The organism is Escherichia sp. KTE31 (genome assembly GCF_000407925.1).
Classification (GTDB): domain Bacteria; phylum Pseudomonadota; class Gammaproteobacteria; order Enterobacterales; family Enterobacteriaceae; genus Escherichia; species Escherichia ruysiae.
Genome location: NZ_KE136722.1, coordinates 412,753 through 437,308, shown reverse-complemented (window position 1 = coordinate 437,308; position 24,556 = coordinate 412,753). Strand labels below are relative to the sequence as shown.

Annotated in this window: 44 protein-coding genes; 2 read left to right on the top strand and 42 right to left on the bottom strand. The window is 50.1% G+C overall.

Going from position 1 to position 24,556, the window contains the following annotated elements; all coding sequences use genetic code 11:
• Window positions 1-5: 5 nt before the first annotated feature.
• From WES_RS18730 to rpsJ, 29 genes are all read right to left on the bottom strand, one after another.
• Complete coding sequence (locus WES_RS18730) at window positions 6-374, bottom strand: DnaJ family domain-containing protein (RefSeq protein WP_000266524.1); 369 nt, start codon at window positions 372-374, stop codon at window positions 6-8.
• Window positions 375-480: 106 nt separating this feature from the next.
• On the bottom strand, window positions 481-864 hold the full coding sequence (gene rplQ / locus WES_RS18735) for a 50S ribosomal protein L17 (RefSeq protein WP_001216368.1): 384 nt from the start codon (window positions 862-864) through the stop codon (window positions 481-483).
• Window positions 865-904: 40 nt separating this feature from the next.
• Window positions 905-1,894 carry a DNA-directed RNA polymerase subunit alpha gene (locus tag WES_RS18740; protein WP_001162094.1) on the bottom strand — a complete coding sequence of 330 codons (990 nt, stop codon included), beginning with the start codon at window positions 1,892-1,894 and terminating at the stop codon, window positions 905-907.
• A gap of 25 nt (window positions 1,895-1,919) precedes the next feature.
• Window positions 1,920-2,540, bottom strand: coding sequence for a 30S ribosomal protein S4 (rpsD, locus tag WES_RS18745; RefSeq protein ID WP_000135224.1), 621 nt, complete (start codon window positions 2,538-2,540; stop codon window positions 1,920-1,922).
• 33 nt (window positions 2,541-2,573) lie between these two features.
• Window positions 2,574-2,963 carry a 30S ribosomal protein S11 gene (rpsK, locus tag WES_RS18750; protein WP_001029684.1) on the bottom strand — a complete coding sequence of 130 codons (390 nt, stop codon included), beginning with the start codon at window positions 2,961-2,963 and terminating at the stop codon, window positions 2,574-2,576.
• Window positions 2,964-2,979: 16 nt separating this feature from the next.
• A complete protein-coding gene (gene rpsM, locus WES_RS18755; RefSeq protein ID WP_000090775.1) occupies window positions 2,980-3,336 on the bottom strand; it encodes a 30S ribosomal protein S13 in 357 nt (118 codons plus the stop codon).
• A 146-nt stretch (window positions 3,337-3,482) separates the two neighbouring features.
• Window positions 3,483-3,599, bottom strand: a complete 117-nt coding sequence (rpmJ, locus tag WES_RS18760) for a 50S ribosomal protein L36 (protein WP_000868187.1) — start codon at window positions 3,597-3,599, stop codon at window positions 3,483-3,485.
• A gap of 31 nt (window positions 3,600-3,630) precedes the next feature.
• On the bottom strand, window positions 3,631-4,962 hold the full coding sequence (secY, locus tag WES_RS18765; RefSeq protein WP_001118861.1) for a preprotein translocase subunit SecY: 1,332 nt from the start codon (window positions 4,960-4,962) through the stop codon (window positions 3,631-3,633).
• A gap of 7 nt (window positions 4,963-4,969) precedes the next feature.
• A complete protein-coding gene (rplO, locus tag WES_RS18770; RefSeq protein ID WP_001238917.1) occupies window positions 4,970-5,404 on the bottom strand; it encodes a 50S ribosomal protein L15 in 435 nt (144 codons plus the stop codon).
• 3 nt (window positions 5,405-5,407) lie between these two features.
• A complete protein-coding gene (gene rpmD, locus WES_RS18775) occupies window positions 5,408-5,587 on the bottom strand; it encodes a 50S ribosomal protein L30 (protein WP_001140433.1) in 180 nt (59 codons plus the stop codon).
• 3 nt (window positions 5,588-5,590) lie between these two features.
• Window positions 5,591-6,094, bottom strand: a complete 504-nt coding sequence (gene rpsE, locus WES_RS18780) for a 30S ribosomal protein S5 (RefSeq protein WP_000940122.1) — start codon at window positions 6,092-6,094, stop codon at window positions 5,591-5,593.
• A gap of 14 nt (window positions 6,095-6,108) precedes the next feature.
• Complete coding sequence (gene rplR, locus WES_RS18785; RefSeq protein WP_000358960.1) at window positions 6,109-6,462, bottom strand: 50S ribosomal protein L18; 354 nt, start codon at window positions 6,460-6,462, stop codon at window positions 6,109-6,111.
• Between the two features lie 9 nt (window positions 6,463-6,471).
• Window positions 6,472-7,005 carry a 50S ribosomal protein L6 gene (gene rplF, locus WES_RS18790; RefSeq protein ID WP_000091945.1) on the bottom strand — a complete coding sequence of 178 codons (534 nt, stop codon included), beginning with the start codon at window positions 7,003-7,005 and terminating at the stop codon, window positions 6,472-6,474.
• Window positions 7,006-7,017: 12 nt separating this feature from the next.
• On the bottom strand, window positions 7,018-7,410 hold the full coding sequence (gene rpsH / locus WES_RS18795) for a 30S ribosomal protein S8 (RefSeq protein WP_000062611.1): 393 nt from the start codon (window positions 7,408-7,410) through the stop codon (window positions 7,018-7,020).
• A 33-nt stretch (window positions 7,411-7,443) separates the two neighbouring features.
• Complete coding sequence (gene rpsN / locus WES_RS18800) at window positions 7,444-7,749, bottom strand: 30S ribosomal protein S14 (RefSeq protein WP_001118930.1); 306 nt, start codon at window positions 7,747-7,749, stop codon at window positions 7,444-7,446.
• 14 nt (window positions 7,750-7,763) lie between these two features.
• Window positions 7,764-8,303 carry a 50S ribosomal protein L5 gene (rplE, locus tag WES_RS18805; RefSeq protein ID WP_001096200.1) on the bottom strand — a complete coding sequence of 180 codons (540 nt, stop codon included), beginning with the start codon at window positions 8,301-8,303 and terminating at the stop codon, window positions 7,764-7,766.
• Between the two features lie 14 nt (window positions 8,304-8,317).
• Window positions 8,318-8,632: a 50S ribosomal protein L24 gene (rplX, locus tag WES_RS18810; protein WP_000729185.1), complete on the bottom strand. Its 315-nt coding sequence runs from the start codon at window positions 8,630-8,632 to the stop codon at window positions 8,318-8,320.
• A gap of 10 nt (window positions 8,633-8,642) precedes the next feature.
• On the bottom strand, window positions 8,643-9,014 hold the full coding sequence (rplN, locus tag WES_RS18815) for a 50S ribosomal protein L14 (protein WP_000613955.1): 372 nt from the start codon (window positions 9,012-9,014) through the stop codon (window positions 8,643-8,645).
• A 164-nt stretch (window positions 9,015-9,178) separates the two neighbouring features.
• Window positions 9,179-9,433, bottom strand: a complete 255-nt coding sequence (gene rpsQ / locus WES_RS18820; RefSeq protein ID WP_000130100.1) for a 30S ribosomal protein S17 — start codon at window positions 9,431-9,433, stop codon at window positions 9,179-9,181.
• Window positions 9,433-9,624 (bottom strand): 50S ribosomal protein L29, encoded by a 192-nt coding sequence (gene rpmC / locus WES_RS18825; protein ID WP_000644741.1) that lies wholly within the window; start codon window positions 9,622-9,624, stop codon window positions 9,433-9,435. Before rpmC ends, rpsQ begins: the two co-directional genes overlap by 1 nt.
• Window positions 9,624-10,034, bottom strand: coding sequence for a 50S ribosomal protein L16 (rplP, locus tag WES_RS18830; protein WP_000941212.1), 411 nt, complete (start codon window positions 10,032-10,034; stop codon window positions 9,624-9,626). Before rplP ends, rpmC begins: the two co-directional genes overlap by 1 nt.
• Before the next feature lie 12 nt (window positions 10,035-10,046).
• The gene (rpsC, locus tag WES_RS18835) at window positions 10,047-10,748 is read right to left on the bottom strand and encodes a 30S ribosomal protein S3 (RefSeq protein WP_000529945.1); all 702 of its coding nucleotides are present in this window, start codon (window positions 10,746-10,748) and stop codon (window positions 10,047-10,049) included.
• 17 nt (window positions 10,749-10,765) lie between these two features.
• Complete coding sequence (gene rplV / locus WES_RS18840; protein WP_000447529.1) at window positions 10,766-11,098, bottom strand: 50S ribosomal protein L22; 333 nt, start codon at window positions 11,096-11,098, stop codon at window positions 10,766-10,768.
• A gap of 14 nt (window positions 11,099-11,112) precedes the next feature.
• The gene (gene rpsS, locus WES_RS18845) at window positions 11,113-11,391 is read right to left on the bottom strand and encodes a 30S ribosomal protein S19 (protein ID WP_001138117.1); all 279 of its coding nucleotides are present in this window, start codon (window positions 11,389-11,391) and stop codon (window positions 11,113-11,115) included.
• A 16-nt stretch (window positions 11,392-11,407) separates the two neighbouring features.
• Window positions 11,408-12,229: a 50S ribosomal protein L2 gene (gene rplB, locus WES_RS18850; RefSeq protein WP_000301864.1), complete on the bottom strand. Its 822-nt coding sequence runs from the start codon at window positions 12,227-12,229 to the stop codon at window positions 11,408-11,410.
• Between the two features lie 17 nt (window positions 12,230-12,246).
• Window positions 12,247-12,549: a 50S ribosomal protein L23 gene (gene rplW / locus WES_RS18855; RefSeq protein ID WP_000617544.1), complete on the bottom strand. Its 303-nt coding sequence runs from the start codon at window positions 12,547-12,549 to the stop codon at window positions 12,247-12,249.
• On the bottom strand, window positions 12,546-13,151 hold the full coding sequence (gene rplD, locus WES_RS18860) for a 50S ribosomal protein L4 (RefSeq protein ID WP_000424395.1): 606 nt from the start codon (window positions 13,149-13,151) through the stop codon (window positions 12,546-12,548). Before rplD ends, rplW begins: the two co-directional genes overlap by 4 nt.
• 10 nt (window positions 13,152-13,161) lie before the next feature.
• Window positions 13,162-13,791, bottom strand: coding sequence for a 50S ribosomal protein L3 (rplC, locus tag WES_RS18865; RefSeq protein ID WP_000579833.1), 630 nt, complete (start codon window positions 13,789-13,791; stop codon window positions 13,162-13,164).
• A 32-nt stretch (window positions 13,792-13,823) separates the two neighbouring features.
• Window positions 13,824-14,135, bottom strand: coding sequence for a 30S ribosomal protein S10 (rpsJ, locus tag WES_RS18870; RefSeq protein WP_001181004.1), 312 nt, complete (start codon window positions 14,133-14,135; stop codon window positions 13,824-13,826).
• A 378-nt stretch (window positions 14,136-14,513) separates the two neighbouring features.
• Between rpsJ and WES_RS18875 the strand changes: the two genes are divergently transcribed.
• Window positions 14,514-14,981, top strand: a complete 468-nt coding sequence (locus WES_RS18875; protein WP_000340161.1) for a prepilin peptidase — start codon at window positions 14,514-14,516, stop codon at window positions 14,979-14,981.
• Here WES_RS18875 and bfr read toward each other — a convergent pair.
• The 11 genes from bfr to fkpA form a co-directional block, all read right to left on the bottom strand.
• Window positions 14,978-15,454 carry a bacterioferritin gene (gene bfr / locus WES_RS18880; RefSeq protein ID WP_000675515.1) on the bottom strand — a complete coding sequence of 159 codons (477 nt, stop codon included), beginning with the start codon at window positions 15,452-15,454 and terminating at the stop codon, window positions 14,978-14,980. The genes WES_RS18875 and bfr overlap by 4 nt on opposite strands.
• Before the next feature lie 72 nt (window positions 15,455-15,526).
• Window positions 15,527-15,721: a bacterioferritin-associated ferredoxin gene (gene bfd, locus WES_RS18885; protein WP_000289090.1), complete on the bottom strand. Its 195-nt coding sequence runs from the start codon at window positions 15,719-15,721 to the stop codon at window positions 15,527-15,529.
• Window positions 15,722-15,903: 182 nt separating this feature from the next.
• Window positions 15,904-17,088, bottom strand: coding sequence for an elongation factor Tu (gene tuf, locus WES_RS18890; RefSeq protein WP_000031784.1), 1,185 nt, complete (start codon window positions 17,086-17,088; stop codon window positions 15,904-15,906).
• A 70-nt stretch (window positions 17,089-17,158) separates the two neighbouring features.
• The gene (gene fusA, locus WES_RS18895; RefSeq protein WP_000124700.1) at window positions 17,159-19,273 is read right to left on the bottom strand and encodes an elongation factor G; all 2,115 of its coding nucleotides are present in this window, start codon (window positions 19,271-19,273) and stop codon (window positions 17,159-17,161) included.
• A 96-nt stretch (window positions 19,274-19,369) separates the two neighbouring features.
• Window positions 19,370-19,840, bottom strand: coding sequence for a 30S ribosomal protein S7 (gene rpsG, locus WES_RS18900; RefSeq protein ID WP_001138043.1), 471 nt, complete (start codon window positions 19,838-19,840; stop codon window positions 19,370-19,372).
• A 96-nt stretch (window positions 19,841-19,936) separates the two neighbouring features.
• Window positions 19,937-20,311, bottom strand: a complete 375-nt coding sequence (rpsL, locus tag WES_RS18905) for a 30S ribosomal protein S12 (RefSeq protein WP_000246815.1) — start codon at window positions 20,309-20,311, stop codon at window positions 19,937-19,939.
• Window positions 20,312-20,436: 125 nt separating this feature from the next.
• Complete coding sequence (gene tusB, locus WES_RS18910; RefSeq protein ID WP_016159509.1) at window positions 20,437-20,724, bottom strand: sulfurtransferase complex subunit TusB; 288 nt, start codon at window positions 20,722-20,724, stop codon at window positions 20,437-20,439.
• 7 nt (window positions 20,725-20,731) lie between these two features.
• Window positions 20,732-21,091: a sulfurtransferase complex subunit TusC gene (gene tusC, locus WES_RS18915; RefSeq protein WP_000820726.1), complete on the bottom strand. Its 360-nt coding sequence runs from the start codon at window positions 21,089-21,091 to the stop codon at window positions 20,732-20,734.
• A complete protein-coding gene (tusD, locus tag WES_RS18920; protein ID WP_016159510.1) occupies window positions 21,091-21,477 on the bottom strand; it encodes a sulfurtransferase complex subunit TusD in 387 nt (128 codons plus the stop codon). Before tusD ends, tusC begins: the two co-directional genes overlap by 1 nt.
• Window positions 21,477-22,199, bottom strand: a complete 723-nt coding sequence (locus WES_RS18925) for a helix-turn-helix transcriptional regulator (protein WP_010357572.1) — start codon at window positions 22,197-22,199, stop codon at window positions 21,477-21,479. The genes tusD and WES_RS18925 overlap by 1 nt, the downstream gene beginning before the upstream one ends.
• A 167-nt stretch (window positions 22,200-22,366) precedes the next feature.
• A complete protein-coding gene (fkpA, locus tag WES_RS18930) occupies window positions 22,367-23,179 on the bottom strand; it encodes an FKBP-type peptidyl-prolyl cis-trans isomerase (RefSeq protein WP_016159511.1) in 813 nt (270 codons plus the stop codon).
• Window positions 23,180-23,398: 219 nt separating this feature from the next.
• Here fkpA and WES_RS18935 point away from each other — a divergent pair, with 219 nt between their 5' ends.
• The gene (locus WES_RS18935) at window positions 23,399-23,617 is read left to right on the top strand and encodes a protein SlyX (RefSeq protein WP_001153620.1); all 219 of its coding nucleotides are present in this window, start codon (window positions 23,399-23,401) and stop codon (window positions 23,615-23,617) included.
• Between the two features lie 48 nt (window positions 23,618-23,665).
• Here the strand turns inward: WES_RS18935 and slyD are convergent, their stop codons facing one another.
• A complete protein-coding gene (slyD, locus tag WES_RS18940) occupies window positions 23,666-24,256 on the bottom strand; it encodes a peptidylprolyl isomerase (protein ID WP_000861334.1) in 591 nt (196 codons plus the stop codon).
• Window positions 24,257-24,350: 94 nt separating this feature from the next.
• Window positions 24,351-24,551, bottom strand: coding sequence for a YheV family putative zinc ribbon protein (locus tag WES_RS18945; RefSeq protein WP_001007730.1), 201 nt, complete (start codon window positions 24,549-24,551; stop codon window positions 24,351-24,353).
• Window positions 24,552-24,556 lie beyond the last annotated feature (5 nt).

Here is a 24,556-nt window from a genome sequence, read left to right as displayed (position 1 = left end):
CTCCATTAGTTATCATTGATTTTATTCAACAATTTTTCAGCATACACGCCACGTAAAAAATCGGTGCTCAATCCTGCTTGTCGCAGCTTTAACTCCAGTAATAACAACCGACGACTAATCTCATGATATTGCGGATCGTCCTGGCGAATGCCTTTGAGGATATCCATAAGTTGAATTGCCTCCTTTCGCTGTTCAAGTTCTGGAGGTAAGTAACCGGCATTCTTCAACAAGCGATACCCCGCACGTAATTCCGGTGGCACGTGGGAATCATCATCAAGTATCAATGGTTCGCCGCTACCTGGCAGGTTATCAAACTCACCTTTCGCTTGCGCTTCTGATATATGGCGCTCTGCCCACTGGTCAAGTAACCACATAAATACTCCAGGGGATGAACAAAAAGAGTACAGCTATTGTAGATAAGTGGGGATACTACAGGCATAAAAAAACCCGCCGGGGCGGGTTTTTTTACGTTGCTTCAGATTACTCTGCAGCAGCTTCTGCTTTCTCTGAACGATCAACCAGCTCGATGTAAGCCATCGGCGCGTTGTCGCCTGCACGGAAACCACACTTCAGAATACGAGTGTAACCACCGGCACGGCTCGCGAAACGCGGGCCCAGTTCGTTAAACAGTTTTGCCACGATCTCGTTATCACGAGTACGGGCGAATGCCAGACGACGATTAGCAACGCTATCAGTCTTGGCAAGAGTAATCAGCGGCTCAACTACGCGGCGCAGCTCTTTCGCTTTAGGCAGAGTCGTCTTGATGATTTCATGACGAACCAGTGAACCTGCCATATTGCGGAACATAGCCTGGCGATGGCTGCTGTTGCGGTTCAGTTGACGACCACTCTTACGATGGCGCATGACCTTATCCTTCTCAGTAAAACCTTAACCTGTGATCCGGTTACTCGTCAGCGATGCTTGCCGGTGGCCAGTTTTCCAGGCGCATACCCAGAGACAGTCCACGGGAAGCCAGCACGTCTTTAATCTCAGTAAGAGATTTTTTACCAAGGTTAGGCGTTTTAAGGAGCTCAACCTCGGTACGCTGTACCAGATCACCGATATAGTGGATAGCTTCTGCTTTAAGGCAGTTAGCAGAGCGGACAGTCAATTCCAGATCGTCAACAGGGCGCAGCAGGATCGGATCGAACTCTGGTTTCTCTTCTTTCACTTCCGGCTGACGTACATCACGTAAGTCAACGAAAGCTTCCAGTTGTTCAGCCAGAATGGTTGCCGCACGACGAATCGCCTCTTCAGGATCGATTGTGCCGTTGGTTTCCATTTCGATGACCAGCTTGTCCAGGTCGGTACGCTGTTCTACACGCGCTGCTTCAACATTGTAGGCAATACGCTCTACAGGGCTGTAGCATGCGTCGACCAGCAGACGGCCGATTGGGCGCTCATCTTCTTCCGAATGAATTCGGGTAGAAGCCGGCACATAACCACGACCGCGCTGAACTTTGATACGCATGCTAATAGACGCGTTCTCATCGGTCAGGTGGCAGATCACGTGCTGCGGCTTGACGATTTCGACATCACCGTCGTGGGTGATATCGGCTGCAGTCACAGGGCCAATGCCAGATTTATTCAAGGTAAGAATAACTTCATCTTTGCCCTGAACTCTCACCGCCAGCCCTTTCAGGTTGAGCAGGATTTCCAGGATATCTTCCTGAACGCCTTCTTTGGTGCTGTACTCATGTAGTACACCATCAATCTCAACCTCGGTCACCGCGCAACCCGGCATCGATGAGAGCAGAATACGGCGCAGTGCGTTACCCAGAGTATGGCCAAAGCCACGCTCTAAAGGCTCAAGGGTCACCTTGGCGTGCGTCGAACTCACTTGCTCGATATCAACCAGGCGCGGTTTTAGAAACTCTGTCACAGAACCCTGCATTGTGTCCTCTCTTTGGTACTAAGCTTTACTTGGAGTAAAGCTCGACGATCAGGTGTTCGTTAATGTCCGCAGACAGATCAGAACGCTCCGGCTTACGCTTAAACGTACCTTCCATCTTGCCAGCATCAACTTCCAGCCAGGTTGGCTTTTCACGCTGCTCAGCCAGCTCCAGAGCGGCTTTCACGCGAGACTGCTTCTTCGCTTTCTCACGAATGCTTACAACGTCATTCGGACTAACCTGATAAGAAGCGATGTTAACAACACGACCGTTTACCATAATTGCTTTATGGCTAACCAGCTGACGTGCTTCTGCACGAGTGGCACCGAAGCCCATACGGTATACAACGTTGTCCAGACGACCTTCCAGCAGAGCCAACAGGTTTTCACCGGTGTTGCCTTTCAGACGTGCTGCTTCTTTATAGTAGTTACGGAACTGACGCTCCAGCACACCATAGATACGGCGAACTTTTTGCTTTTCACGCAACTGCACACCATAGTCAGACAGACGCGGTTTACGCGCACCGTGCTGGCCAGGAGCTTGTTCAATTTTACACTTGGTATCGATCGCGCGAACGCCAGACTTAAGGAATAAGTCGGTGCCCTCACGACGGCTCAGCTTGAGCTTAGGACCCAAATATCTTGCCATTTTCTTTCTCCAACAAACCTGGAAAACGAAGCGTTATACGCGACGTTTTTTCGGCGGACGACAACCGTTATGAGGGATCGGAGTCACATCAGTAATGTTAGTGATGCGGAAACCTGCGGCGTTCAGAGCACGAATAGTAGATTCGCGGCCTGGACCCGGACCTTTAACCATAACTTCCAGATTCTTGATGCCGTATTCTTTCACGGCGTCAGCGCAACGCTCTGCTGCAACCTGAGCTGCAAACGGAGTGGATTTGCGAGAACCACGGAAACCGGAACCACCGGCAGTTGCCCAACCCAACGCGTTACCCTGACGATCAGTGATAGTCACGATGGTGTTGTTGAAAGAAGCATGGATATGAGCCACGCCGTCAGAGACTTGTTTTCTTACACGTTTACGTGCACGAATTGGTGCCTTTGCCATTATTCAATCACCCCGATTATTTCTTGATCGGTTTGCGCGGACCCTTACGGGTACGTGCGTTGGTCTTGGTACGCTGACCGCGAACCGGGAGACCACGACGATGACGCAAACCGCGATAGCAACCAAGATCCATCAGGCGCTTGATGCTCATGCTGATTTCACGGCGCAGATCACCTTCAACGACAAATTTGGCAACTTCGTCACGCAGCGTGTCGATTTGTCCTTCAGACAGCTCACTGATCTTAACATCTTCAGCGATACCCGCTGCAGCCAGGATGGCTTTGGAACGGGTCTTGCCGACGCCATAAATCGAAGTTAATGCGATTACGGCATGCTTATGATCAGGAATGTTAATGCCTGCTATACGGGCCACTATGCACTCCTACTATTTAATATGTACGTTCCATGCTGAAAAGCCCGTTTTCAGGATACTCAAATGGAAACGCACAGACATACAAAAGATTGGCTGGCTAATCTAGCCAGCTCAACCCAACTTTGCAAGAAAAATATGCGAATAAATCAGCCTTGGCGCTGTTTATGCTTCGGCTCGGCACTGCAAATCACACGGATGACACCATCACGCTTAACGATTTTGCAGTTACGGCATAATTTCTTGACGGAAGCACGAACTTTCATTTTTACTCTCCGTAACTTCTCGGGCGACCAATTATCGGCCGTAGCCTTTCAGGTTCGCCTTCTTCAATGCAGACTCATACTGACTGGACATCATCAGAGTTTGCACTTGAGCCATAAAGTCCATAATCACGACAACAACGATAAGCAGTGAGGTTCCACCGAAGTAGAACGGTACTTTCATTGCATCACGCATGAACTCCGGGATCAGGCAGATAAAGGTAATGTACAACGCACCAACCAGGGTCAGACGGGTCATTACTTTATCGATATACTTCGCCGTTTGCTCTCCCGGACGAATTCCTGGTACAAATGCACCGGACTTCTTCAGGTTATCTGCTGTTTCACGCGGGTTGAAAACCAACGCCGTGTAGAAGAAACAGAAGAAGATGATTGCAGACGCATAGAGTAACACATAAAGCGGTTGCCCAGGCTGCAAATACAGCGAAATTGTTGTCAGCCAGTTCCAACCAGTACCGCCCCCGAACCATGACGCGATGGTCGCCGGGAACAGAATAATACTGGAAGCGAAGATTGCCGGGATTACCCCCGCCATATTCACTTTCAGCGGTAAATGTGTGCTCTGTGCAGCATAGACACGACGACCTTGCTGACGTTTCGCGTAGTTTACCACAATGCGGCGTTGACCACGCTCAACAAATACAACAAAGAACGTCACTGCAAATACTAATACTGCAACCAACAGCAACACGAGGAAGTGCAGGTCGCCTTGACGCGCTTGCTCGATAGTATGGGCAATGGCTGGCGGGAGTCCCGCGACAATACCGGCGAAGATAATGATTGAAATACCGTTGCCGATACCTCGTTCAGTGATCTGTTCGCCCAACCACATCAGGAACATGGTTCCCGTGACCAGACTTACAACAGCGGTGAAGTAGAATGCAAAGCCCGGGTTAATAACCAGGCCTTGCATACCAGGCATATTCGGCAGACCGGTAGCAATACCGATCGACTGGAATATTGCCAGCACCAGAGTACCGTAACGGGTGTACTGGCTGATCTTACGACGACCAGACTCCCCTTCTTTCTTAATTTCTGCCAGCGTTGGGTGAACCACCGTCAGCAGCTGGATAATGATCGACGCCGAAATATACGGCATGATCCCCAGAGCAAAGATAGAAGCACGGCTGAGAGCACCACCAGAGAACATGTTAAACATCTCAATGATGGTGCCTCGCTGTTGCTCAAGCAGTTTGGCAAGTACAGCGGCATCAATACCAGGGATCGGAATAAAAGAGCCAATACGGAACACAATCAGCGCACCGATAACAAACAGCAGTCTGCGTTTCAGCTCGCCTAAGCCACCTTTGGCACTTTGAAAATCTAATCCCGGTTGTTTAGCCATCTGCTACTTATTCCTCGATTTTACCGCCAGCAGCTTCGATAGCAGCACGAGCGCCTTTAGTAACACGCAGGCCACGAACAGTTACCGGAGTAGTTACTTCGCCAGCCAGGATCACTTTCGCGAACTCGATCTGGATACCGATAATGTTAGCCGCTTTCAGCGTATTCAGGTCTACAACACCGCCTTCTACTTTAGCCAGGTCAGACAGACGAACTTCGGCTGTAATCGCTGCTTTACGAGAAGTGAAGCCGAATTTCGGCAGACGACGGTACAGAGGCATCTGACCACCTTCGAAACCGCGACGTACGCCACCGCCAGAACGAGATTTCTGACCTTTGTGACCACGACCACCGGTTTTACCGAGGCCAGAACCGATACCACGACCCAGGCGTTTACCCGCCTTTTTGGAGCCTTCGGCCGGAGACAGAGTATTTAAACGCATCTCTTACTCCTCAACTTTAACCATGAAGGAAACCGCGTTGATCATACCGCGAATAGCAGGAGTATCCTCGCGCTCTACGGTGTGACCAATACGACGCAGACCCAGGCCAAGCAGCGTTGCCTTGTGTTTCGGCAGACGACCGATTGCACTGCGGGTTTGAGTAATTTTAATAGTCTTTGCCATGGTTTATTTCCCCAGAATTTCTTCAACGGATTTACCACGCTTGGCAGCGACCATTTCTGGAGAACTCATATTTTCCAGGCCATCAATAGTTGCACGAACCACGTTGATCGGGTTGGTGGAACCATATGCTTTAGCCAGAACGTTATGAACCCCAGCGACTTCCAGAACGGCGCGCATTGCACCACCGGCGATGATACCGGTACCTTCGGAAGCCGGCTGCATGAATACGCGAGAACCCGTGTGAACACCTTTAACAGGGTGTTGCAGAGTGCCGTTATTCAGCGCGACGTTAATCATATTGCGACGGGCTTTTTCCATCGCTTTCTGGATCGCTGCTGGAACTTCACGCGCTTTACCGTAACCAAAACCAACGCGACCGTTACCATCACCAACTACAGTCAGAGCTGTGAAGGAGAAAATACGACCACCTTTAACGGTTTTAGATACGCGGTTTACCGCGATCAGCTTTTCCTGCAGTTCGCCAGCTTGTTTTTCGATGTGAGCCATCTTACACCTCTACCTTAGAACTGAAGGCCAGCTTCACGGGCAGCATCTGCCAGTGCCTGGACACGACCATGATATTGGAACCCGGAACGGTCAAAGGATACATCTTTGATGCCTTTTTCCAGAGCGCGTTCAGCGACAGCTTTACCCACAGCTGCAGCCGCGTCTTTGTTACCGGTGTACTTCAGTTGTTCAGCGATAGCTTTTTCTACAGTAGAAGCAGCTACCAGAACTTCAGAACCGTTCGGTGCAATTACCTGTGCGTAAATGTGACGCGGGGTACGATGTACCACCAGGCGAGTTGCGCCCAGCTCCTGGAGCTTGCGGCGTGCGCGGGTCGCACGACGGATACGAGCAGATTTCTTATCCATAGTGTTACCTTACTTCTTCTTAGCCTCTTTGGTACGCACGACTTCGTCGGCGTAACGAACACCCTTGCCTTTGTAAGGCTCAGGACGACGGTAGGCGCGCAGATCCGCTGCAACCTGACCGATCACCTGCTTATCAGCGCCTTTCAGCACGATTTCAGTCTGAGTCGGACATTCAGCAGTGATACCCGCAGGCAGCTGATGGTCAACAGGATGAGAGAAACCCAGAGACAGGTTAATCACATTGCCTTTAACCGCTGCACGGTAACCTACACCAACCAGCTGCAGCTTCTTAGTGAAGCCTTCGGTAACACCGATAACCATTGAGTTCAGCAGGGCACGCGCGGTACCAGCCTGAGCCCAACCGTCTGCGTAACCATCACGCGGACCGAAGGTCAGGGTATTATCTGCATGTTTAACTTCAACAGCATCGTTGAGAGTACGAGTCAGCTCGCCGTTTTTACCTTTGATCGTAATAACCTGACCGTTGATTTTTACATCAACGCCGGCAGGAACAACGACCGGTGCTTTAGCAACACGAGACATTTTTTCCTCCGATTAGGCTACGTAGCAGATAATTTCGCCACCAAGACCAGCCTGGCGCGCTGCACGATCAGTCATAACACCTTTAGAGGTAGAAACAACTGCGATACCCAGACCCGCCATAACTTTCGGCAGCTCATCTTTACGTTTATAGATGCGCAGACCTGGGCGGCTGACACGCTGAATGCTTTCTACAACAGCTTTGCCCTGGAAATACTTAAGAGTCAGTTCCAGTTCAGGCTTGGTGTCGCCTTCAACTTTAAAATCTTCAATAAAACCTTCTTCCTTCAGCACGTTGGCGATTGCCACTTTCAGCTTGGAGGAAGGCATGGTGACCGCAGCTTTGTTCGCGGCCTGACCGTTACGGATACGGGTCAGCATATCCGCGATCGGATCTTGCATGCTCATCTGTCTTTACTCCCGTGATTCAATTGGTGACAATTACCAGCTAGCCTTTTTCAGACCCGGGATTTCACCGCGCATAGCGGCTTCACGGACCTTAATACGGCTCAACCCGAACTTCCGCAGGAAACCATGCGGACGACCTGTTTGACGGCAGCGGTTACGCTGACGAGACGGGCTGGAATCACGCGGCAGAGTCTGCAGCTTGAGAACAGCATTCCAACGATCTTCGTCGGAAGCGTTCACATCAGAGATGATCGCTTTCAGTTCAGCGCGTTTCGCGAAGTATTTATCAGCTAAAGCTACGCGTTTTACTTCGCGTGCTTTCATTGATTGCTTAGCCATTTAGTAACCCTACCTTACTTGCGGAACGGGAAGTCAAAGGCAGCCAGCAGAGCACGGCCTTCTTCGTCAGATTTCGCAGTAGTGGTAATGGTAATATCCAAACCACGAACGCGGTCGACTTTATCGTAGTCGATTTCTGGGAAGATGATCTGCTCACGGACACCCATGCTGTAGTTACCACGACCGTCGAAAGACTTAGCGGACAGGCCACGGAAGTCACGGATACGAGGTACAGCAATAGTGATCAGGCGCTCAAAGAACTCCCACATGCGTTCGCCACGCAGAGTTACTTTACAGCCGATCGGATAGCCCTGACGGATTTTGAAGCCTGCAACAGATTTGCGTGCTTTGGTGATCAGCGGTTTTTGACCGGAGATTGCTGCCAGGTCTGCTGCTGCGTTATCCAGCAGTTTTTTGTCAGCGATCGCTTCACCAACACCCATGTTCAGGGTGATCTTCTCGACCCGAGGGACTTGCATGACAGAATTGTAGTTAAACTCAGTCATGAGTTTTTTAACTACTTCGTCTTTGTAGTAATCATGCAGTTTCGCCATCGTACTACTCCAAATTACTTGATAGTTTCGCTGTTAGACTTGAAGAAACGGACTTTTTTACCGTCTTCGAATCTAAAGCCTACACGGTCAGCCTTGCCGGTTGCCGCATTGAAGATTGCTACGTTGGAAACCTGAATAGCGGCTTCTTTTTCAACGATGCCACCCGGTTGGTTCAGAGCCGGAACCGGCTTCTGGTGTTTCTTAACCAGGTTGATACCTTCAACAATGACCTTGCCGGAAGACAGGACATTCTTAACTTTACCGCGTTTACCTTTATCTTTACCGGTTAACACGATAACTTCGTCATCACGACGGATTTTCGCTGCCATGATTCGCTCCTTAGAGTACTTCTGGTGCCAGAGAGATAATTTTCATGAACTTCTCACTACGAAGCTCACGAGTTACCGGCCCAAAAATACGCGTACCGATAGGCTGCTCGCTGTTGTTGTTCAGAAGAACACAAGCATTACCATCGAAGCGAATGACAGAACCGTCCGGGCGACGAACACCCTTCTTGGTGCGCACCACTACCGCCTTCAGCACATCACCTTTTTTGACCTTACCACGCGGAATTGCTTCTTTGATGGTGATCTTGATGATGTCGCCTACGCCTGCGTAGCGACGGTGCGAGCCACCCAGAACCTTGATACACATTACGCGACGTGCACCGGAGTTGTCGGCGACGTTCAGCATAGTCTGTTCTTGGATCATTTTAGTGCTCCGCTAATGTCAACTACTACTGAGACCCGAAAATCAGGTCGTTAAAAATCCCCATATCGAGGGCGCGGCATTATAACACCGCTTCAAAGATATGGGTAGAAAAAATAAACGGCTCATTTCTGAGCCGTTTATTCGTATCGAGAGAGTGTACTGTATTACAGAACCGCTTTCTCTACAACGCGAACCAGCGTCCAGGATTTAGTCTTGGACAGCGGACGGCATTCGCGGATTTCAACCACGTCACCGATACCGCATTCGTTGTTCTCGTCATGTACGTGCAGTTTGGTCGTACGCTTGATGAATTTACCGTAGATCGGGTGTTTCACAAAACGTTCGATAGCAACAACAATGGATTTTTCCATTTTGTCGCTAACAACGCGACCTTGCAGAGTACGGATTTTATCGGTCATTACGCACCCGCCTTCTCGTTCAGTAAAGTCTTAACGCGTGCGACATCGCGACGCACTTGCTTCAACAGGTGAGACTGTTGCAGCTGGCCACTTGCAGCCTGCATACGCAGGTTGAACTGCTCACGCAGCAGGTTCAGCAGCTCGGTGTTCAGCTCTTCAACGCTCTTCTCACGCAGCTCTTTTGCTTTCATTACATCACCGTCTTAGTTACAAAGGTGGTTTTAATCGGCAGTTTCGCTGCTGCCAGCTTGAATGCTTCACGGGCCAGCTCTTCCGGAACACCGTCCATTTCATACAGGACTTTACCCGGCTGAATCAAGGCAACCCAATACTCCACGTTACCTTTACCTTTACCCATACGCACTGCCAGCGGCTTTTCAGTGATCGGTTTGTCCGGGAACACACGGATCCAGATCTTACCTTGACGCTTAACTGCACGGGTCATAGCACGACGTGCTGCTTCGATCTGACGGGCAGTCAGACGACCACGGCCAACAGCTTTCAGACCGAAGCTGCCGAAGCTAACATCCGTACCCTGCGCCAGACCGCGGTTACGGCCTTTGTGCATTTTACGGAATTTTGTACGCTTTGGTTGTAACATCAGCGACGCTCCTTATTTACGGCCTTTACGCTGCTGCTTTTTAGGTTGCGCAGCCGGTTTTTCCGGTTGTTCAACAGCAGCCATACCACCCAGGATCTCGCCTTTGAAGATCCACACTTTAACGCCGATTACACCGTAAGTGGTGTGCGCTTCAGAGGTGTTGTAGTCGATGTCAGCACGCAGAGTGTGCAGCGGTACGCGACCTTCGCGGTACCATTCGGTACGTGCGATTTCCGCGCCGCCCAGACGGCCGCTAACTTCAACTTTAATACCTTTAGCGCCCAGACGCATTGCGTTCTGTACAGCACGCTTCATAGCACGACGGAACATTACGCGACGTTCCAGCTGAGAAGTGATGCTGTCAGCAACCAGTTTTGCGTCCAGTTCAGGCTTACGAACTTCGGCGATGTTGATCTGTGCAGGAACGCCAGCGATGTCCGCTACGACCTTACGCAGTTTTTCTACGTCTTCACCTTTCTTACCGATAACGATACCCGGGCGAGCAGTGTGAATGGTTACACGGATGCTCTTAGCCGGACGCTCGATAACGATACGAGATACGGACGCTTTAGCCAGTTCCTTAGTCAGGTACTGACGTACTTTAAAATCGCTGTCCAGGTTGTCAGCGAATTCTTTGGTGTTCGCAAACCAGGTAGAGTTCCATGGTTTTACAATACCCAGGCGAATACCATTAGGATGTACTTTCTGACCCATTGCTAGTCTCCAGAGTCTCAGCGATCGGACACAACCACAGTGATGTGGCTGGTGCGCTTCAGGATGCGATCTGCACGACCTTTTGCACGCGGCATAATGCGCTTCATGCTCGGGCCTTCGTCTACGAAAATTTTCGTAACTTTCAGATCGTCAATGTCAGCGCCATCGTTGTGTTCAGCGTTAGCAATGGCAGATTCCAGAACTTTCTTAACCAGTACAGCCGCTTTCTTATTGGTGTAGGTCAGAATATCCAGAGCCTGCGACACTTTCTTACCGCGAATCAGGTCAGCAACAAGGCGAACCTTCTGAGCAGAAGAACGAGCATGGCGATGTTTAGCGATAGTTTCCATCTCTTCCTCCTACCTTATTTCTTTTTCGCTTTTTTATCAGCAGCATGGCCGCGATAAGTACGAGTCGGTGCGAATTCACCCAGTTTGTGACCAACCATTTCGTCGGTTACAAATACCGGAACGTGCTGACGACCATTATGGACAGCGATGGTCAAACCGATCATGTTAGGAAAGATCGTTGAACGACGGGACCAAGTGCGCAGGGGCTTCTTGTCTCCGCTTTCCACCGCTTTCTCTACCTTCTTCAGCAAGTGCAGGTCAATAAAAGGACCTTTCTTGAGAGAACGTGGCATGGCTTATCCTCTAAAATTATTTGCTACGGCGACGTACGATAAATTTATCAGTACGCTTGTTGCTGCGGGTCTTCTTACCTTTGGTCTGAACGCCCCACGGGGTTACCGGGTGCTTACCAAAGTTACGACCTTCACCACCACCATGTGGGTGGTCTACCGGGTTCATCGCAGTACCGCGAACGGTAGGACGAACACCACGCCAGCGTGCAGCACCTGCTTTACCCAGAACGCGCAGCATATGCTCAGCATTGCCAACTTCGCCCAGAGTTGCACGGCAGTCTGCTTCTACTTTACGCATTTCACCAGAACGCAGACGCAGGGTGACATAAGCACCATCGCGAGCAACGATCTGAACGTAAGTACCAGCGGAACGTGCCAGCTGACCGCCTTTACCTGGTTTCATTTCTACGTTGTGAACAGTAGAACCAACCGGGATGTTGCGCATCGGCAGGGTGTTACCTGGTTTGATTGCAGCATCAACGCCAGACTGAATCTGGTCGCCAGCTTTCAGGCCTTTAGGGGCCAGGATGTAACGGCGTTCACCGTCTTTGTACAGAACCAGCGCGATGTTCGCGGAGCGGTTCGGATCGTACTCAAGACGTTCAACAACTGCCGGGATACCGTCTTTGTTGCGTTTGAAGTCAACAATACGGTAAGCCTGCTTGTGGCCACCACCGATATGACGAGTGGTGATACGGCCATTGTTGTTACGACCACCGGATTTGCTGTTTTTTTCCAGCAACGGAGCAAAAGGTTTGCCCTTGTGCAGCTCAGGGTTAACCACTTTAACAACGTGGCGACGACCCGGAGATGTCGGTTTACATTTAACAACTGCCATTGTATTACTCCTCCGACTTACTCAGCGCCGCCAACGAAGTCCAGATTCTGGCCTTCTTTCAGGGTGACGTAAGCTTTTTTCCAGTCGCTACGACGACCGATACGCTGTCCGTGACGTTTAACTTTCCCTTTAACTACCAGGGTGTTAACGACTTCGACTTCGACTTCAAACAGTTTCTGCACAGCAGCTTTGATTTCTGCTTTGGTCGCGTCTTTAGCAACTTTGAGTACGATGGTGTTGGATTTTTCCATCGCAGTAGACGCTTTTTCAGAAACGTGCGGTGCACGCAGCACCTTCAGCAGACGTTCTTCACGAATCATGCCAGCATCTCCTCAACTTGCTTAACAGCATCAGCAGTCATTACGACTTTGTCGAAGGCGATCAGGCTAACCGGGTCGATACCAGTTGCATCGCGTACGTCAACCTTGTGCAGGTTGCGCGCAGCCAGGAACAGGTTTTCGTCCAGCTCACCGGTGATGATCAGCACATCTTCCAGAGCCATGTCTTTCAGTTTCTGTGCCAGCAGCTTGGTTTTCGGCGCTTCTACAGAGAACTTCTCGACAACGATCAGACGATCCTGACGTACCAGTTCGGACAGGATGCTTTTCAGCGCGCCGCGGTACATCTTCTTGTTAACTTTTTGACTGTGGTCCTGCGGACGAGCAGCGAAGGTCACGCCACCAGAACGCCAAATCGGGCTCTTGATAGAACCAGAACGCGCACGGCCGGTGCCTTTCTGGCGCCACGGTTTTTTACCGGAACCAGTTACTTCAGCACGAGTCTTCTGAGCACGAGTACCCTGACGAGCACCAGCTGCATAAGCAACAACAACCTGGTGAACCAGCGCTTCGTTGAAATCACGACCGAAGGTAGTTTCGGAAACAGTCAGCGCGCTCTGCGCGTCTTTCAATACTAATTCCATTGCTATCTCCTTACGCCTTCACAGCTGGTTTAACGATCAGGTCGCTACCGGTTGCACCCGGAACAGCACCTTTAACCAGCAGCAGGTTGCGCTCAGCGTCAACGCGTACTACGTCAAGGCTCTGAACGGTTACACGTTCGTTACCCATCTGACCTGCCATTTTCTTGCCTTTGAACACTTTGCCCGGAGTCTGGTTCTGACCGATAGAACCCGGAACGCGGTGAGACAAGGAGTTACCGTGAGTAGCGTCCTGGGTACGGAAGTTCCAGCGCTTAACGGTACCTGCGAAACCTTTACCTTTAGAGGTGCCAGTTACGTCAACTTTTTTAACGTCAGCAAACAGTTCGACGCTAATGCTCTGACCTACAGTGAACTCTTCGCCTTCAGCCAGGCGGAATTCCCACAGACCACGGCCAGCTTCTACGCCAGCTTTAGCGAAGTGGCCAGCTTCAGGCTTGGTCACACGGTTAGCTTTTTTAGCACCGGTGGTTACCTGAATAGCACGGTAGCCATCGTTAGCCAGGTCTTTAACCTGAGTAACGCGGTTTGCTTCAACTTCGATTACGGTTACTGGGATAGAAACGCCGTCTTCTGTGAAGATACGGGTCATACCCACTTTTTTACCGACTAAACCAATCATTGTTTCAACCTCTCAATCGCTCAATGACCTGATTAACCCAGGCTGATCTGCACGTCTACACCGGCAGCCAGATCCAGACGCATCAGAGCATCAACGGTTTTCTCGGTTGGCTCAACGATGTCAACCAGACGCAAGTGAGTACGGATTTCGTACTGATCGCGCGCGTCTTTGTTGACGTGCGGGGAGATCAGAACGGTAAAACGCTCTTTGCGTGTCGGCAGCGGGATCGGACCACGGACCTGCGCACCAGTGCGCTTGGCAGTCTCGACGATTTCCGCGGTTGCTTGATCGATCAGACGATGATCAAACGCTTTCAGGCGGATACGGATTCTTTGGTTCTGCATGAGACCAGAGCTCCAATTATTTTATAAACGAAAATGATTACTCCTCAGACCCATTACGATTGATGGGAGAGTGTAACCGTTCTTACGTAGCTCCCCGATTGGGAGCATTGTTAGGTAGCCAAATTCGGCTAACTGAGGTTCAGATCGAACCTGCTGTCAACTACGACAAGCCCGCGCATTATACGTAAATCTGAGCCTGACGCAAGCATCGCGTAGAAATTAATCGCAACGCGCAGATTGCGAGCTGCATTCCACGAAATTTGTAAGGTTGTGAAGATAACGTTTTTCACCGGAACCAGATTAACAAAGCAGCGATTTCTCTGTTGCTGAGTATCCAAAGTTATTCGATGGTGATACTCCAACTACAGAGGATATTTTATGGACGCTACCCTTCCCTTTCTGATTTTGTACGCTTGTTTATCAGCCCTACTTTTTTTCTGGGATGCAAAGCATGGCTTGTTACCTGACAGATTTACCTGCCCGTTACTCTGGTCTGGTCTTTTGTTCTATCAAGTTTGTCAGCCTGCCGGGTTAGCCGATGCATTATGGGGGGCGATTATCGGTTACGGCGCATTCGCTGTTATTTATTGGGGCTATCGTATACTGCGACATAAAGAAGGATTAGGCTATGGCGATGTGAAATTTCTCGCCGCCCTTGGTGCCTGGCATACATGGGCCTTCTTACCACGGCTGGTTTTCCTTGCTGCCTCATTCGCTTGCGGAGCCGTAGTTATTGGTCTGCTCATGAGAGGAAAAGAATCATTAAAAAACCCGCTGCCTTTTGGACCATTTCTGGCGGCTGCGGGTTTCGTTGTTGGCTGGGATAGTTTGCTGACAGGCAGTTAATCTTTAACTTTAATTTGTGATTGCAGGTAATTCTGTAGGCCGATTTTACCGATGAGATCCAGTTCAGTTTCGAGCCAGTCGATATGACCTTCTTCATCTGCAAGGATCTCGATCATCATATCGCGGCTAACATAGTCATGAACGCTATCGGCATAAGCGATAGCCTCACGGAGATCCTTCGCACCTTCCAGCTCTAATCGCAGGTCGGATTGCAGCATCTCTTCGACATCTTCACCAATCCCCAGCTTACCTAAATCCTGTAAGTTTGGGATTCCTTCTAAGAACAAAATACGCTCGATATATTTATCGGCGTGTTTCATCTCATCGATAGATTCATGGTATTCGACGTCATTGAGACGCATCAGGCCCCAGTTTTTAAACATTCGGGCATGGAGAAAATACTGATTGATTGCGACAAGCTCATTTCCCAATAGTTTATTGAGATAATTTATGATTTTAACATCACCTTTCATTTTATAGTCCCTCCGCTTCCACTATTAGAGCGTAGATGGGGCTAGCGGGATGTCAAAAAATAAGCGTGAGCTTCAGGCAATCTCTTTAAATTCTGGCATCTGCATCAACTCGTCCTGCATCACTTCGCGTGCGGCGCGAATGCACTTACCACATTGATTTCCCACAGGAATAAACTTGCGTAATTGTTGGAAAGACTGAGGATGAAACTGACGGACTGCCTGGCGAATTTTTTTGTCACTTACACCATTACACAAACAAACGTACATGATTACTCCCGTTCAAATTCTGCGCAAAGTGTAAATGAGAATAGTTATGATTACAATAGCACAGTTTTATTTGCGCCACAGTTCGGCGAGCGAAATTACGACTAAATATTTCGAGCTCAAATTACGGGTAGCAAAAAGGGCGCCGAAGCGCCCTTTTCAATTCAAAACTAATTAACGAGTAATTAGCTCAGAACTTTTGCTACAACGCCCGCGCCAACGGTACGGCCGCCTTCACGGATTGCGAAACGCAGACCGTCGTCCATCGCGATCGGGTGGATCAGGGTAACAACCATTTTGATGTTGTCGCCCGGCATTACCATCTCTACGCCTTCCGGCAGTTCGATGGTACCAGTCACGTCAGTAGTACGGAAGTAGAACTGCGGACGGTAGCCTTTGAAGAACGGAGTATGACGGCCGCCTTCATCTTTGGACAGAATGTACACTTCAGATTCGAACTTGGTGTGCGGCTTGATGGTGCCCGGCTTAGCCAGTACCTGACCACGTTCGATTTCTTCACGTTTAATACCACGCAGCAGAACACCTACGTTCTCACCAGCACGGCCTTCGTCCAGCAGTTTGCGGAACATTTCAACGCCAGTACAGGTAGACTTCTGAGTCTCTTTGATACCAACGATTTCAACTTCTTCACCAACTTTGATGATACCGCGTTCTACACGACCGGTAACAACAGTACCACGACCGGAGATGGAGAATACGTCTTCGATCGGCAGCAGGAACGGCTTGTCAATCGCACGCTCTGGTTCCGGAATGTAAGAATCCAGGAAGCCAGCCAGTTCCAGGATTTTCGCTTCCCACTCTGCGTCGCCTTCCAGCGCTTTCAGAGCAGAACCACGAACGATCGGAGTGTCGTCGCCCGGGAAATCGTACTGAGACAGAAGTTCACGAACTTCCATTTCAACCAGTTCCAGCAGCTCTTCGTCATCAACCATGTCGCATTTGTTCAGGAACACGATGATGTACGGAACGCCTACCTGACGACCCAGCAGGATGTGCTCACGAGTCTGCGGCATCGGGCCGTCAGTCGCAGCAACAACCAAGATCGCGCCGTCCATCTGCGCAGCACCGGTGATCATGTTTTTAACATAGTCGGCGTGCCCCGGGCAGTCTACGTGCGCGTAGTGACGGGTCGGGGTGTCGTATTCAACGTGAGAAGTGTTGATGGTGATACCACGAGCTTTTTCTTCCGGCGCGTTATCGATCTGGTCGAATGCACGAGCAGCACCGCCGTAGGTTTTAGCCAGTACGGTGGTGATTGCAGCGGTCAGAGTAGTTTTACCGTGGTCAACGTGGCCGATAGTACCAACGTTAACGTGCGGTTTTGTACGTTCAAATTTTTCTTTAGACACGGCTATATTCCTTACTATAGTGCTCTCCCCTTCAGGAGAGAGCACGGGACTTTGGTATTAACCCTGAGGCTTATTTACCACGGGCTTCAATTACGGCCTGAGCAACGTTACTCGGCGCTTCATCATACTTCAGGAATTCCATAGTGTATGATGCGCGACCTTTGGTCAGAGAACGCAGCTGAGTTGCATATCCGAACATTTCAGACAGCGGTACTTCAGCGTGGATCTTAACGCCAGTAACTTCAGATTCCTGACCTTTGAGCATACCACGACGACGGCTCAAGTCACCGATAACGTCACCGGTGTTCTCTTCCGGAGTTTCTACTTCAACCTTCATGATCGGCTCAAGCAGAACTGGTTTCGCTTTCTTAAAGCCTTCTTTAAAGGCGATAGAAGCAGCCAGTTTAAACGCCAGTTCAGAGGAGTCAACGTCATGGTAAGAACCGAAGTGCAGACGAATACCCATGTCTACTACCGGGTAGCCTGCCAGCGGGCCTGCTTTCAGCTGTTCCTGGATACCTTTATCAACGGCCGGGATGTATTCGCCAGGGATTACACCACCTTTAATGTCGTTGATGAACTCGTAGCCTTTCGGGTTAGAACCCGGCTCCAGCGGGTACATGTCGATAACAACATGACCATACTGACCACGACCACCAGACTGTTTCGCGTGTTTACCTTCAACATCGGTAACTTTCTGGCGGATAGTTTCACGGTAAGCAACCTGCGGTTTACCTACGTTCGCTTCAACGTTGAATTCACGCTTCATACGGTCAACGATGATGTCGAGGTGCAGCTCGCCCATACCCGCGATAATGGTCTGGTTAGATTCTTCGTCAGTCCATACACGGAAAGACGGGTCTTCTTTAGCCAGACGACCCAGAGCCAGACCCATTTTTTCCTGGTCAGCTTTGGTTTTCGGTTCAACTGCGATGGAGATTACCGGCTCAGGGAATTCCATACGTTCCAAAATGATCGGCGCATCCGGGTCACACAGGGTGTCACCAGTGGTTACGTCTTTCAGACCGATTGCAGCAGCGATGTCGCCCGCGCGAACTTCTTTGATCTCTTCACGTTTGTTCGCGTGCATCTGAACGATACGACCGAAACGCTCACGTGCAGCTTTCACGGAGTTCAGTACGGTATCACCAGAGTTAACCACACCGGAGTACACACGGAAGAAGGTCAGGTTACCAACAAACGGGTCGGTAGCGATTTTGAACGCCAGTGCAGAGAACGGCTCGTCATCACTTGCGTGACGCTCAGCCGGAGTGTCTTTACCGTCGTCCAGGATACCGTTGATCGCAGGTACGTCAACCGGGGATGGCAGGTAATCAATTACCGCATCCAGCATCGCCTGAACACCTTTGTTCTTAAACGCAGAACCACAGGTTACCAGGATGATTTCGTTGTTCAGAACGCGCTGACGCAGAGCACCTTTGATTTCTGCTTCAGTCAGTTCTTCACCACCCAGGTATTTCTCCATCAGCTCTTCAGAAGCTTCAGCTGCGGATTCGATCAGGTTCTGGTGCCATTCGTTAGCCAGTTCAACCATGTCTGCCGGGATATCTTCGTATTCGAAGGTTACGCCCTGGTCAGCGTCGTTCCAGTTGATAGCTTTCATTTTCACCAGGTCAACAACACCGGTGAAATGTTCTTCAGCACCAATCGCCAGCTGCAGCGGAACCGGGTTCGCGCCCAGACGGGTTTTGATCTGGTTAACAACTTTCAGGAAGTTCGCACCCATGCGGTCCATTTTGTTAACGAACGCAATGCGCGGAACTTTATATTTGTTTGCCTGACGCCATACGGTTTCAGACTGCGGCTGAACACCACCAACTGCGCAGTAAACCATTACCGCACCATCGAGAACACGCATGGAACGTTCTACTTCGATTGTGAAGTCAACGTGCCCCGGGGTGTCGATGATGTTGATGCGATGCGGCTCATACTGCTTAGCCATACCAGACCAGAATGCAGTAGTCGCAGCGGAAGTGATAGTAATACCACGTTCCTGCTCCTGCTCCATCCAGTCCATGGTTGCAGCGCCGTCATGAACTTCACCGATTTTATGGTTTACACCGGTGTAGAACAGAATACGTTCGGTAGTAGTGGTTTTACCGGCGTCGATGTGCGCACTGATACCGATGTTACGGTAGCGTGCGATGGGTGTTGTACGAGCCATTTGTTTCCTCGTTTATCTTTTAGGCGTTCAATTTAAGTAGCCCAAAGCGGGCTGCTTACTGGAAGCGCCCGCCTGGTGACTAAAACTCCGAAGGGATTACCAACGGTAGTGTGCGAACGCCTTGTTGGCTTCGGCCATACGGTGAACGTCTTCACGTTTCTTAACTGCAGTACCTTTGTTTTCTGCAGCATCGGAAAGTTCGTTCGCCAGGCGCAGAGCCATGGATTTATCACCGCGTTTACGAGCAGCTTCAACGATCCAACGCATTGCCAGAGCATTACGACGAACCGGACGGACTTCAACTGGTACCTGATAAGTAGAACCACCAACGCGGCGAGACTTAACTTCGACAGTCGGGCGCACGTTTTCGAGAGCTACTTCGAATGCTTCCAGTTCAGATTTACCAGAACGCTGAGCCAGGGTCTCCAGCGCGCTGTATACGATAGATTCGGCAGTAGATTTTTTACCATCTACCATCAGGATATTTACAAATTTAGCCAGCAGTTCTGATCCGAACTTCGGATCCGGCAGAATTTTACGCTGACCAATGACGCGACGACGTGGCATGGAAATACTCCGTTGTTAATTCAGGATTGTCCAAAACTCTACGAGTTTAGTTTGACATTTAAGTTAAAACGTTTGGCCTTACTTAACGGAGAACCATTAAGCCTTAGGACGCTTCACGCCATACTTGGAACGAGCCTGCTTACGGTCTTTAACGCCGGAGCAGTCAAGCGCACCACGTACGGTGTGGTAACGAACACCCGGGAGGTCTTTAACACGACCGCCACGGATCAGGATCACGGAGTGTTCCTGCAGGTTGTGACCTTCACCACCGATGTAGGAAGTCACTTCGAAACCGTTAGTCAGACGAACACGGCATACTTTACGCAGTGCGGAGTTCGGTTTTTTTGGAGTGGTAGTATATACACGAGTACATACGCCACGTTTTTGCGGGCATGCTTCCAGCGCAGGCACGTTGCTTTTCGCAACTTTGCGAGCACGTGGTTTGCGTACCAGCTGGTTAACTGTTGCCATTAAATAGCTCCTGGTTTTAGCTTTTGCTTCGTAAACACGTAATAAAACGTCCTCACACAATATGAGGACGCCGAATTTTAGGGCGATGCCGAAAAGGTGTCAAGAAATATACAACGATCCCACCGTTACCAGGCGACCTGGCTGGTGTGCTTAACCGTAAGTCTGACGAAATCAGTATAGTCAATGGGAGTGATATCGTTCGAAATTCGACCAACCAAACCACGAGCGATGAGGTCTTCGTTCAGGGCATAGACCTTAATGGGGGTATTACGCAAACTTTCAAGGTAGCGGTTACCATCAGCTGCGGCAGTGACGCCATCCTGCAATAACAGCAGTTCATCCCCATCGCTGAGCAGACGCAGCAGCGCAGGAAAATCCGTCAGCCAGGGTGAGCGATGTAATGTATGCAGCATGTACGCCTCAAAATCTCAAAATAACATCGTAGTTGCCGAGTTCCCGACGCAATGCTTCTGCTTCGAGCGGAGTGACTTCTACAACAAAGGGTGTCTGGGGATCTAACCCACGTTCACGCAGTGAAGCCGCACAAACCCAGCACTGTTCAATGTCATACAGCCCCAGCAGTTTAAAGGTTGCGATATAATCACGCGCCAACACCACATCGGGCTTTTGCCCTGGCAGAAGCTGAAAAACGCCATCGGCAATAAAGAAGACGGCGAGTTCGTCAGTTAATGCGGAAGTCGCCAATAAAGCATCCAATCCTTCACGACCAGCAGCTGTACCATGAGGTGCAGTAGAAAAAACAAACGCAATTCGTTTCATCAGAACTGTACCACCCTGTCACAGGTCAGCGAGGCTTCAGCCAGAGCGCCAAGGCCACTTAAGGTAAAGCCCGGCTGGAGATTTGCAGATGCCAGACCGAGTCTTCCAGCTTCAGTTTCATCGGCGATACCGCGACGCAATGCTGCCGCCACGCAAATATTCAGCGCCACGCCATGTTGTGTATTCAGTTGTTGCCAGCCGCGCACAAGGTCAAATTCATCACTTGCCGGAGAGGTCAATTGGTTAGCGTTATAGACCCCTTCCCGATAGAAAAAGACGCTGTTTAACTCATGGCCTTCTGCTATCAGCGCCTGCGCAAACTGAAAGGCACTACTCGCCTGTTGCGTACCGTATGCTGGCCCGGTCACCACGATGGCAAAACGCATTACTTATCTTGCCCCTGGAAATCACCGCTCTTGAACTGGCGGATGTAGAGATAGACAGTGTGTTTGGAGATGTTCAGACGGTCAGCAACCTGGTTGATCGCGTCTTTAATATCGAAGATCCCTTTCTCGTAAAGATTCAGCACGATCTGGCGATTTTTAGCGTTATTGGCAACATTGCGATCGGCATTCACTTCTTCAATGGTGAACTCCAGCGTTTGGGTGACCAGATCTTCAACAGAAGACGCAAAGTTGACGCTTGAACCGACGTCCGGGGTTTCTGGCGGCACAAAGGTACTCATGATCTGCGAGAAGGGAACATCAAGATTCATATTGATGCACAGCAGACCAATTACACGCTGTTCGCGGTTACGAATCGCGATAGTCAGGGACTTCATTAAGACACCGCTTTTGGCGCGAGTAAAATAGCATTTAGAAACGCTGCTATCCGCCCCCGTCATATCGTGCAGCATACGCAGCGCCAGATCGGTAATCGGCGAACCAATCTTCCGGCCTGTATGTTCACCGTTGGCAATACGAATGGCTGAACATTTTAAATCCTGCAAAGAGTGCAAAACGATTTCACAGTGGGAGCCAATGAGCATCGCTAACCCGTCCACCACCGCTTCGTAGGATTTCAGAATATCAAAATCGGTCTGGTCGAAAGGACGTTGATCCAGTAAATCCAACTCACTGGTTTCGTTGGTTAAAAGCGACCTGGACATGAAAAAAAACACTCCTTTTCAGGAGCCTGTCGTTAACTTTTCAGGGCAGGCTCATTAATGATGCGGGTAACTAAATTAATACAGCGGAGGTTCCGCTTTCCAGCACTAATTATATCCGGCCTGTAATAAAAAAAACCGCCGCCTGGTCAGGCGGCGGTTCTTAATGCTTATTTTTTAGCAGAATCTGCGGATTTCGCATCGGCTTCTGGCTTCGCATCAGCCTTCGGCGCTGGTTTCACATCCAGCAACTCTACGTCAAATACCAGAGTAGAGTTTGGTGGGATCCCCGGAACGCCCGCTTTACCGTAAGCCAGCTCTGGTGGAATAACCAATTTGATCTTGCCACCTTTCTTGATGTTCTTCAGGCCTTCGGTCCAGCCTGGGATCACGCCGTCCAGACGGAAAGAGAGCGGTTCACCACGGGTGTAAGAGTTATCGAACTCTTTACCGTCGATCAGCGTACCCTTGTAGTTCACTACAACAGTATCGCTGTCTTTCGGTGCTTCGCCTTTACCGGCTTCTACTACCTGATAAACCAGGCCAGTCGAAGAGGTTTTCACACCTTTCTCTTTGGCAAATTTCTCGCGGTACTCTTTACCTTTAGCTTCGTTATCAGCCGCGTCTTTTTCCATCTTCGCCTGGGCAGAAGACTTCACACGAGCTTCAAATGCTTGCAGAGTCTGTTCGATCTCTTGATCGGAAAGTTTGCTCTTATCAGCAAACGCATCCTGGACACCAGCGATCAGCTGATCTTTATCCAGCTTAATGCCCAACTTTTCTTGTTCTTGCAGTGAATTTTCCATGTAACGACCCAGCGAAGCACCCAGTGCGTAAGCTGATTTCTGATCGTCATTTTTGAACGCTGCTTTGCTGTCAGCAGTTGTAGCAGGTTTCGCCGCTTCGGCAGCAAAAGTAATTGGTGTATGCAGGGCAACGGCCATTGTGGTCGCCAGCAGCGTTACTTTAAACAGTGATTTCATCCATATCTCCAGGATCGGGGCATCTCACCCCAGGGTTAACTATTATCAGAAAGGTACTATAAAGCGTTGTCGGATAAATCTACATACAGACACGCCCTATTATCATCTATTTTCAGACTCTTTTTGTTTAAATTAGTTTCGATGTCGCGAAATGAGTGCTGTCTCTGGCAGCAAAGTTAAGTAGAATCCGCAGCGATCATTCGACCAAAGAGGTGAACCATGCAGGATTTATCAATGGAAGCACGCCTGGCAGAGCTGGAGAGCCGACTGGCTTTTCAGGAAATCACCATTGAAGAACTGAACGTCACGGTGACCGCTCATGAAATGGAGATGGCAAAACTGCGCGATCATCTGCGTCTGCTGACCGAGAAGTTAAAAGCCAGCCAGCCGTCGAACATCGCATCGCAGGCTGAAGAAACGCCACCGCCACATTATTAAGGCGAAAAAAAAGCGGGTAATTCCCGCTTTTTTGATACCTTTTCGGTATTAGTGGCAACCGCAACCGCCGTTACCTTTACCACCACAGCAGCCTTCGCCACCGTGTTCATGACCGTGATCGTGGCCATGACCACCGCAGCAACCGTCATGGTCGTGATCGTGGTGATGATCGTGCGCGCCATGAACGTGACCATGAGCCAGTTCTTCTTCAGTCGCTTCGCGAATCGCCACAACTTCAACGTTGAATTTCAGGTTCTGACCCGCCAGCATGTGGTTACCGTCAACCACAACGTGATCGTCTTCAACCGCAGTAATCTCAACCGGCACCGGGCCCTGGTCGGTTTCAGCCAGGAAACGCATACCTACCTGCAGTTCATCAACGCCCATAAATACGTCTTTAGGAACGCGCTGCACCAGGTTTTCGTCGTACTGACCGTAAGCGTCGTTCGCGCCAACAGCTACATCAAATTTGTCGCCAACTTCATGACCTTCCAGCGCCGTTTCCAGGCCAGAGATCAGGGAACCGTGACCATGCAGGTAGTCCAGCGGCGCACTCACCGGAGACTCATCAACCAACACACCGTCTTCTGTACGTACCTGATAGGCCAGGCTGACCACCAGGTCTTTTGCTACTTTCATGATATCTCCTGAGCATGGGAAGAATAGTGGCGCAGATTGTATCGGAATTCTGCTGCCGTGTACTCACTAGCTTAAAAAAACTCGGCGCATATCGCTAGTCCGGATGAAAAATCCCAATCACTTGCTCATCTTTGCGAACGTGATCGCGGGCTTCTTTATCGGCTTCACGCATCTGATGCCCACACTTAACACATTCAACAATATCAATATTATTTTCGCGCCACATCGCCATTGAGTCTTGCGCCTGACAGGCTGGACATTTCGCGCCAGCAATAAAACGTTTTCGGATTGCCATCTTCA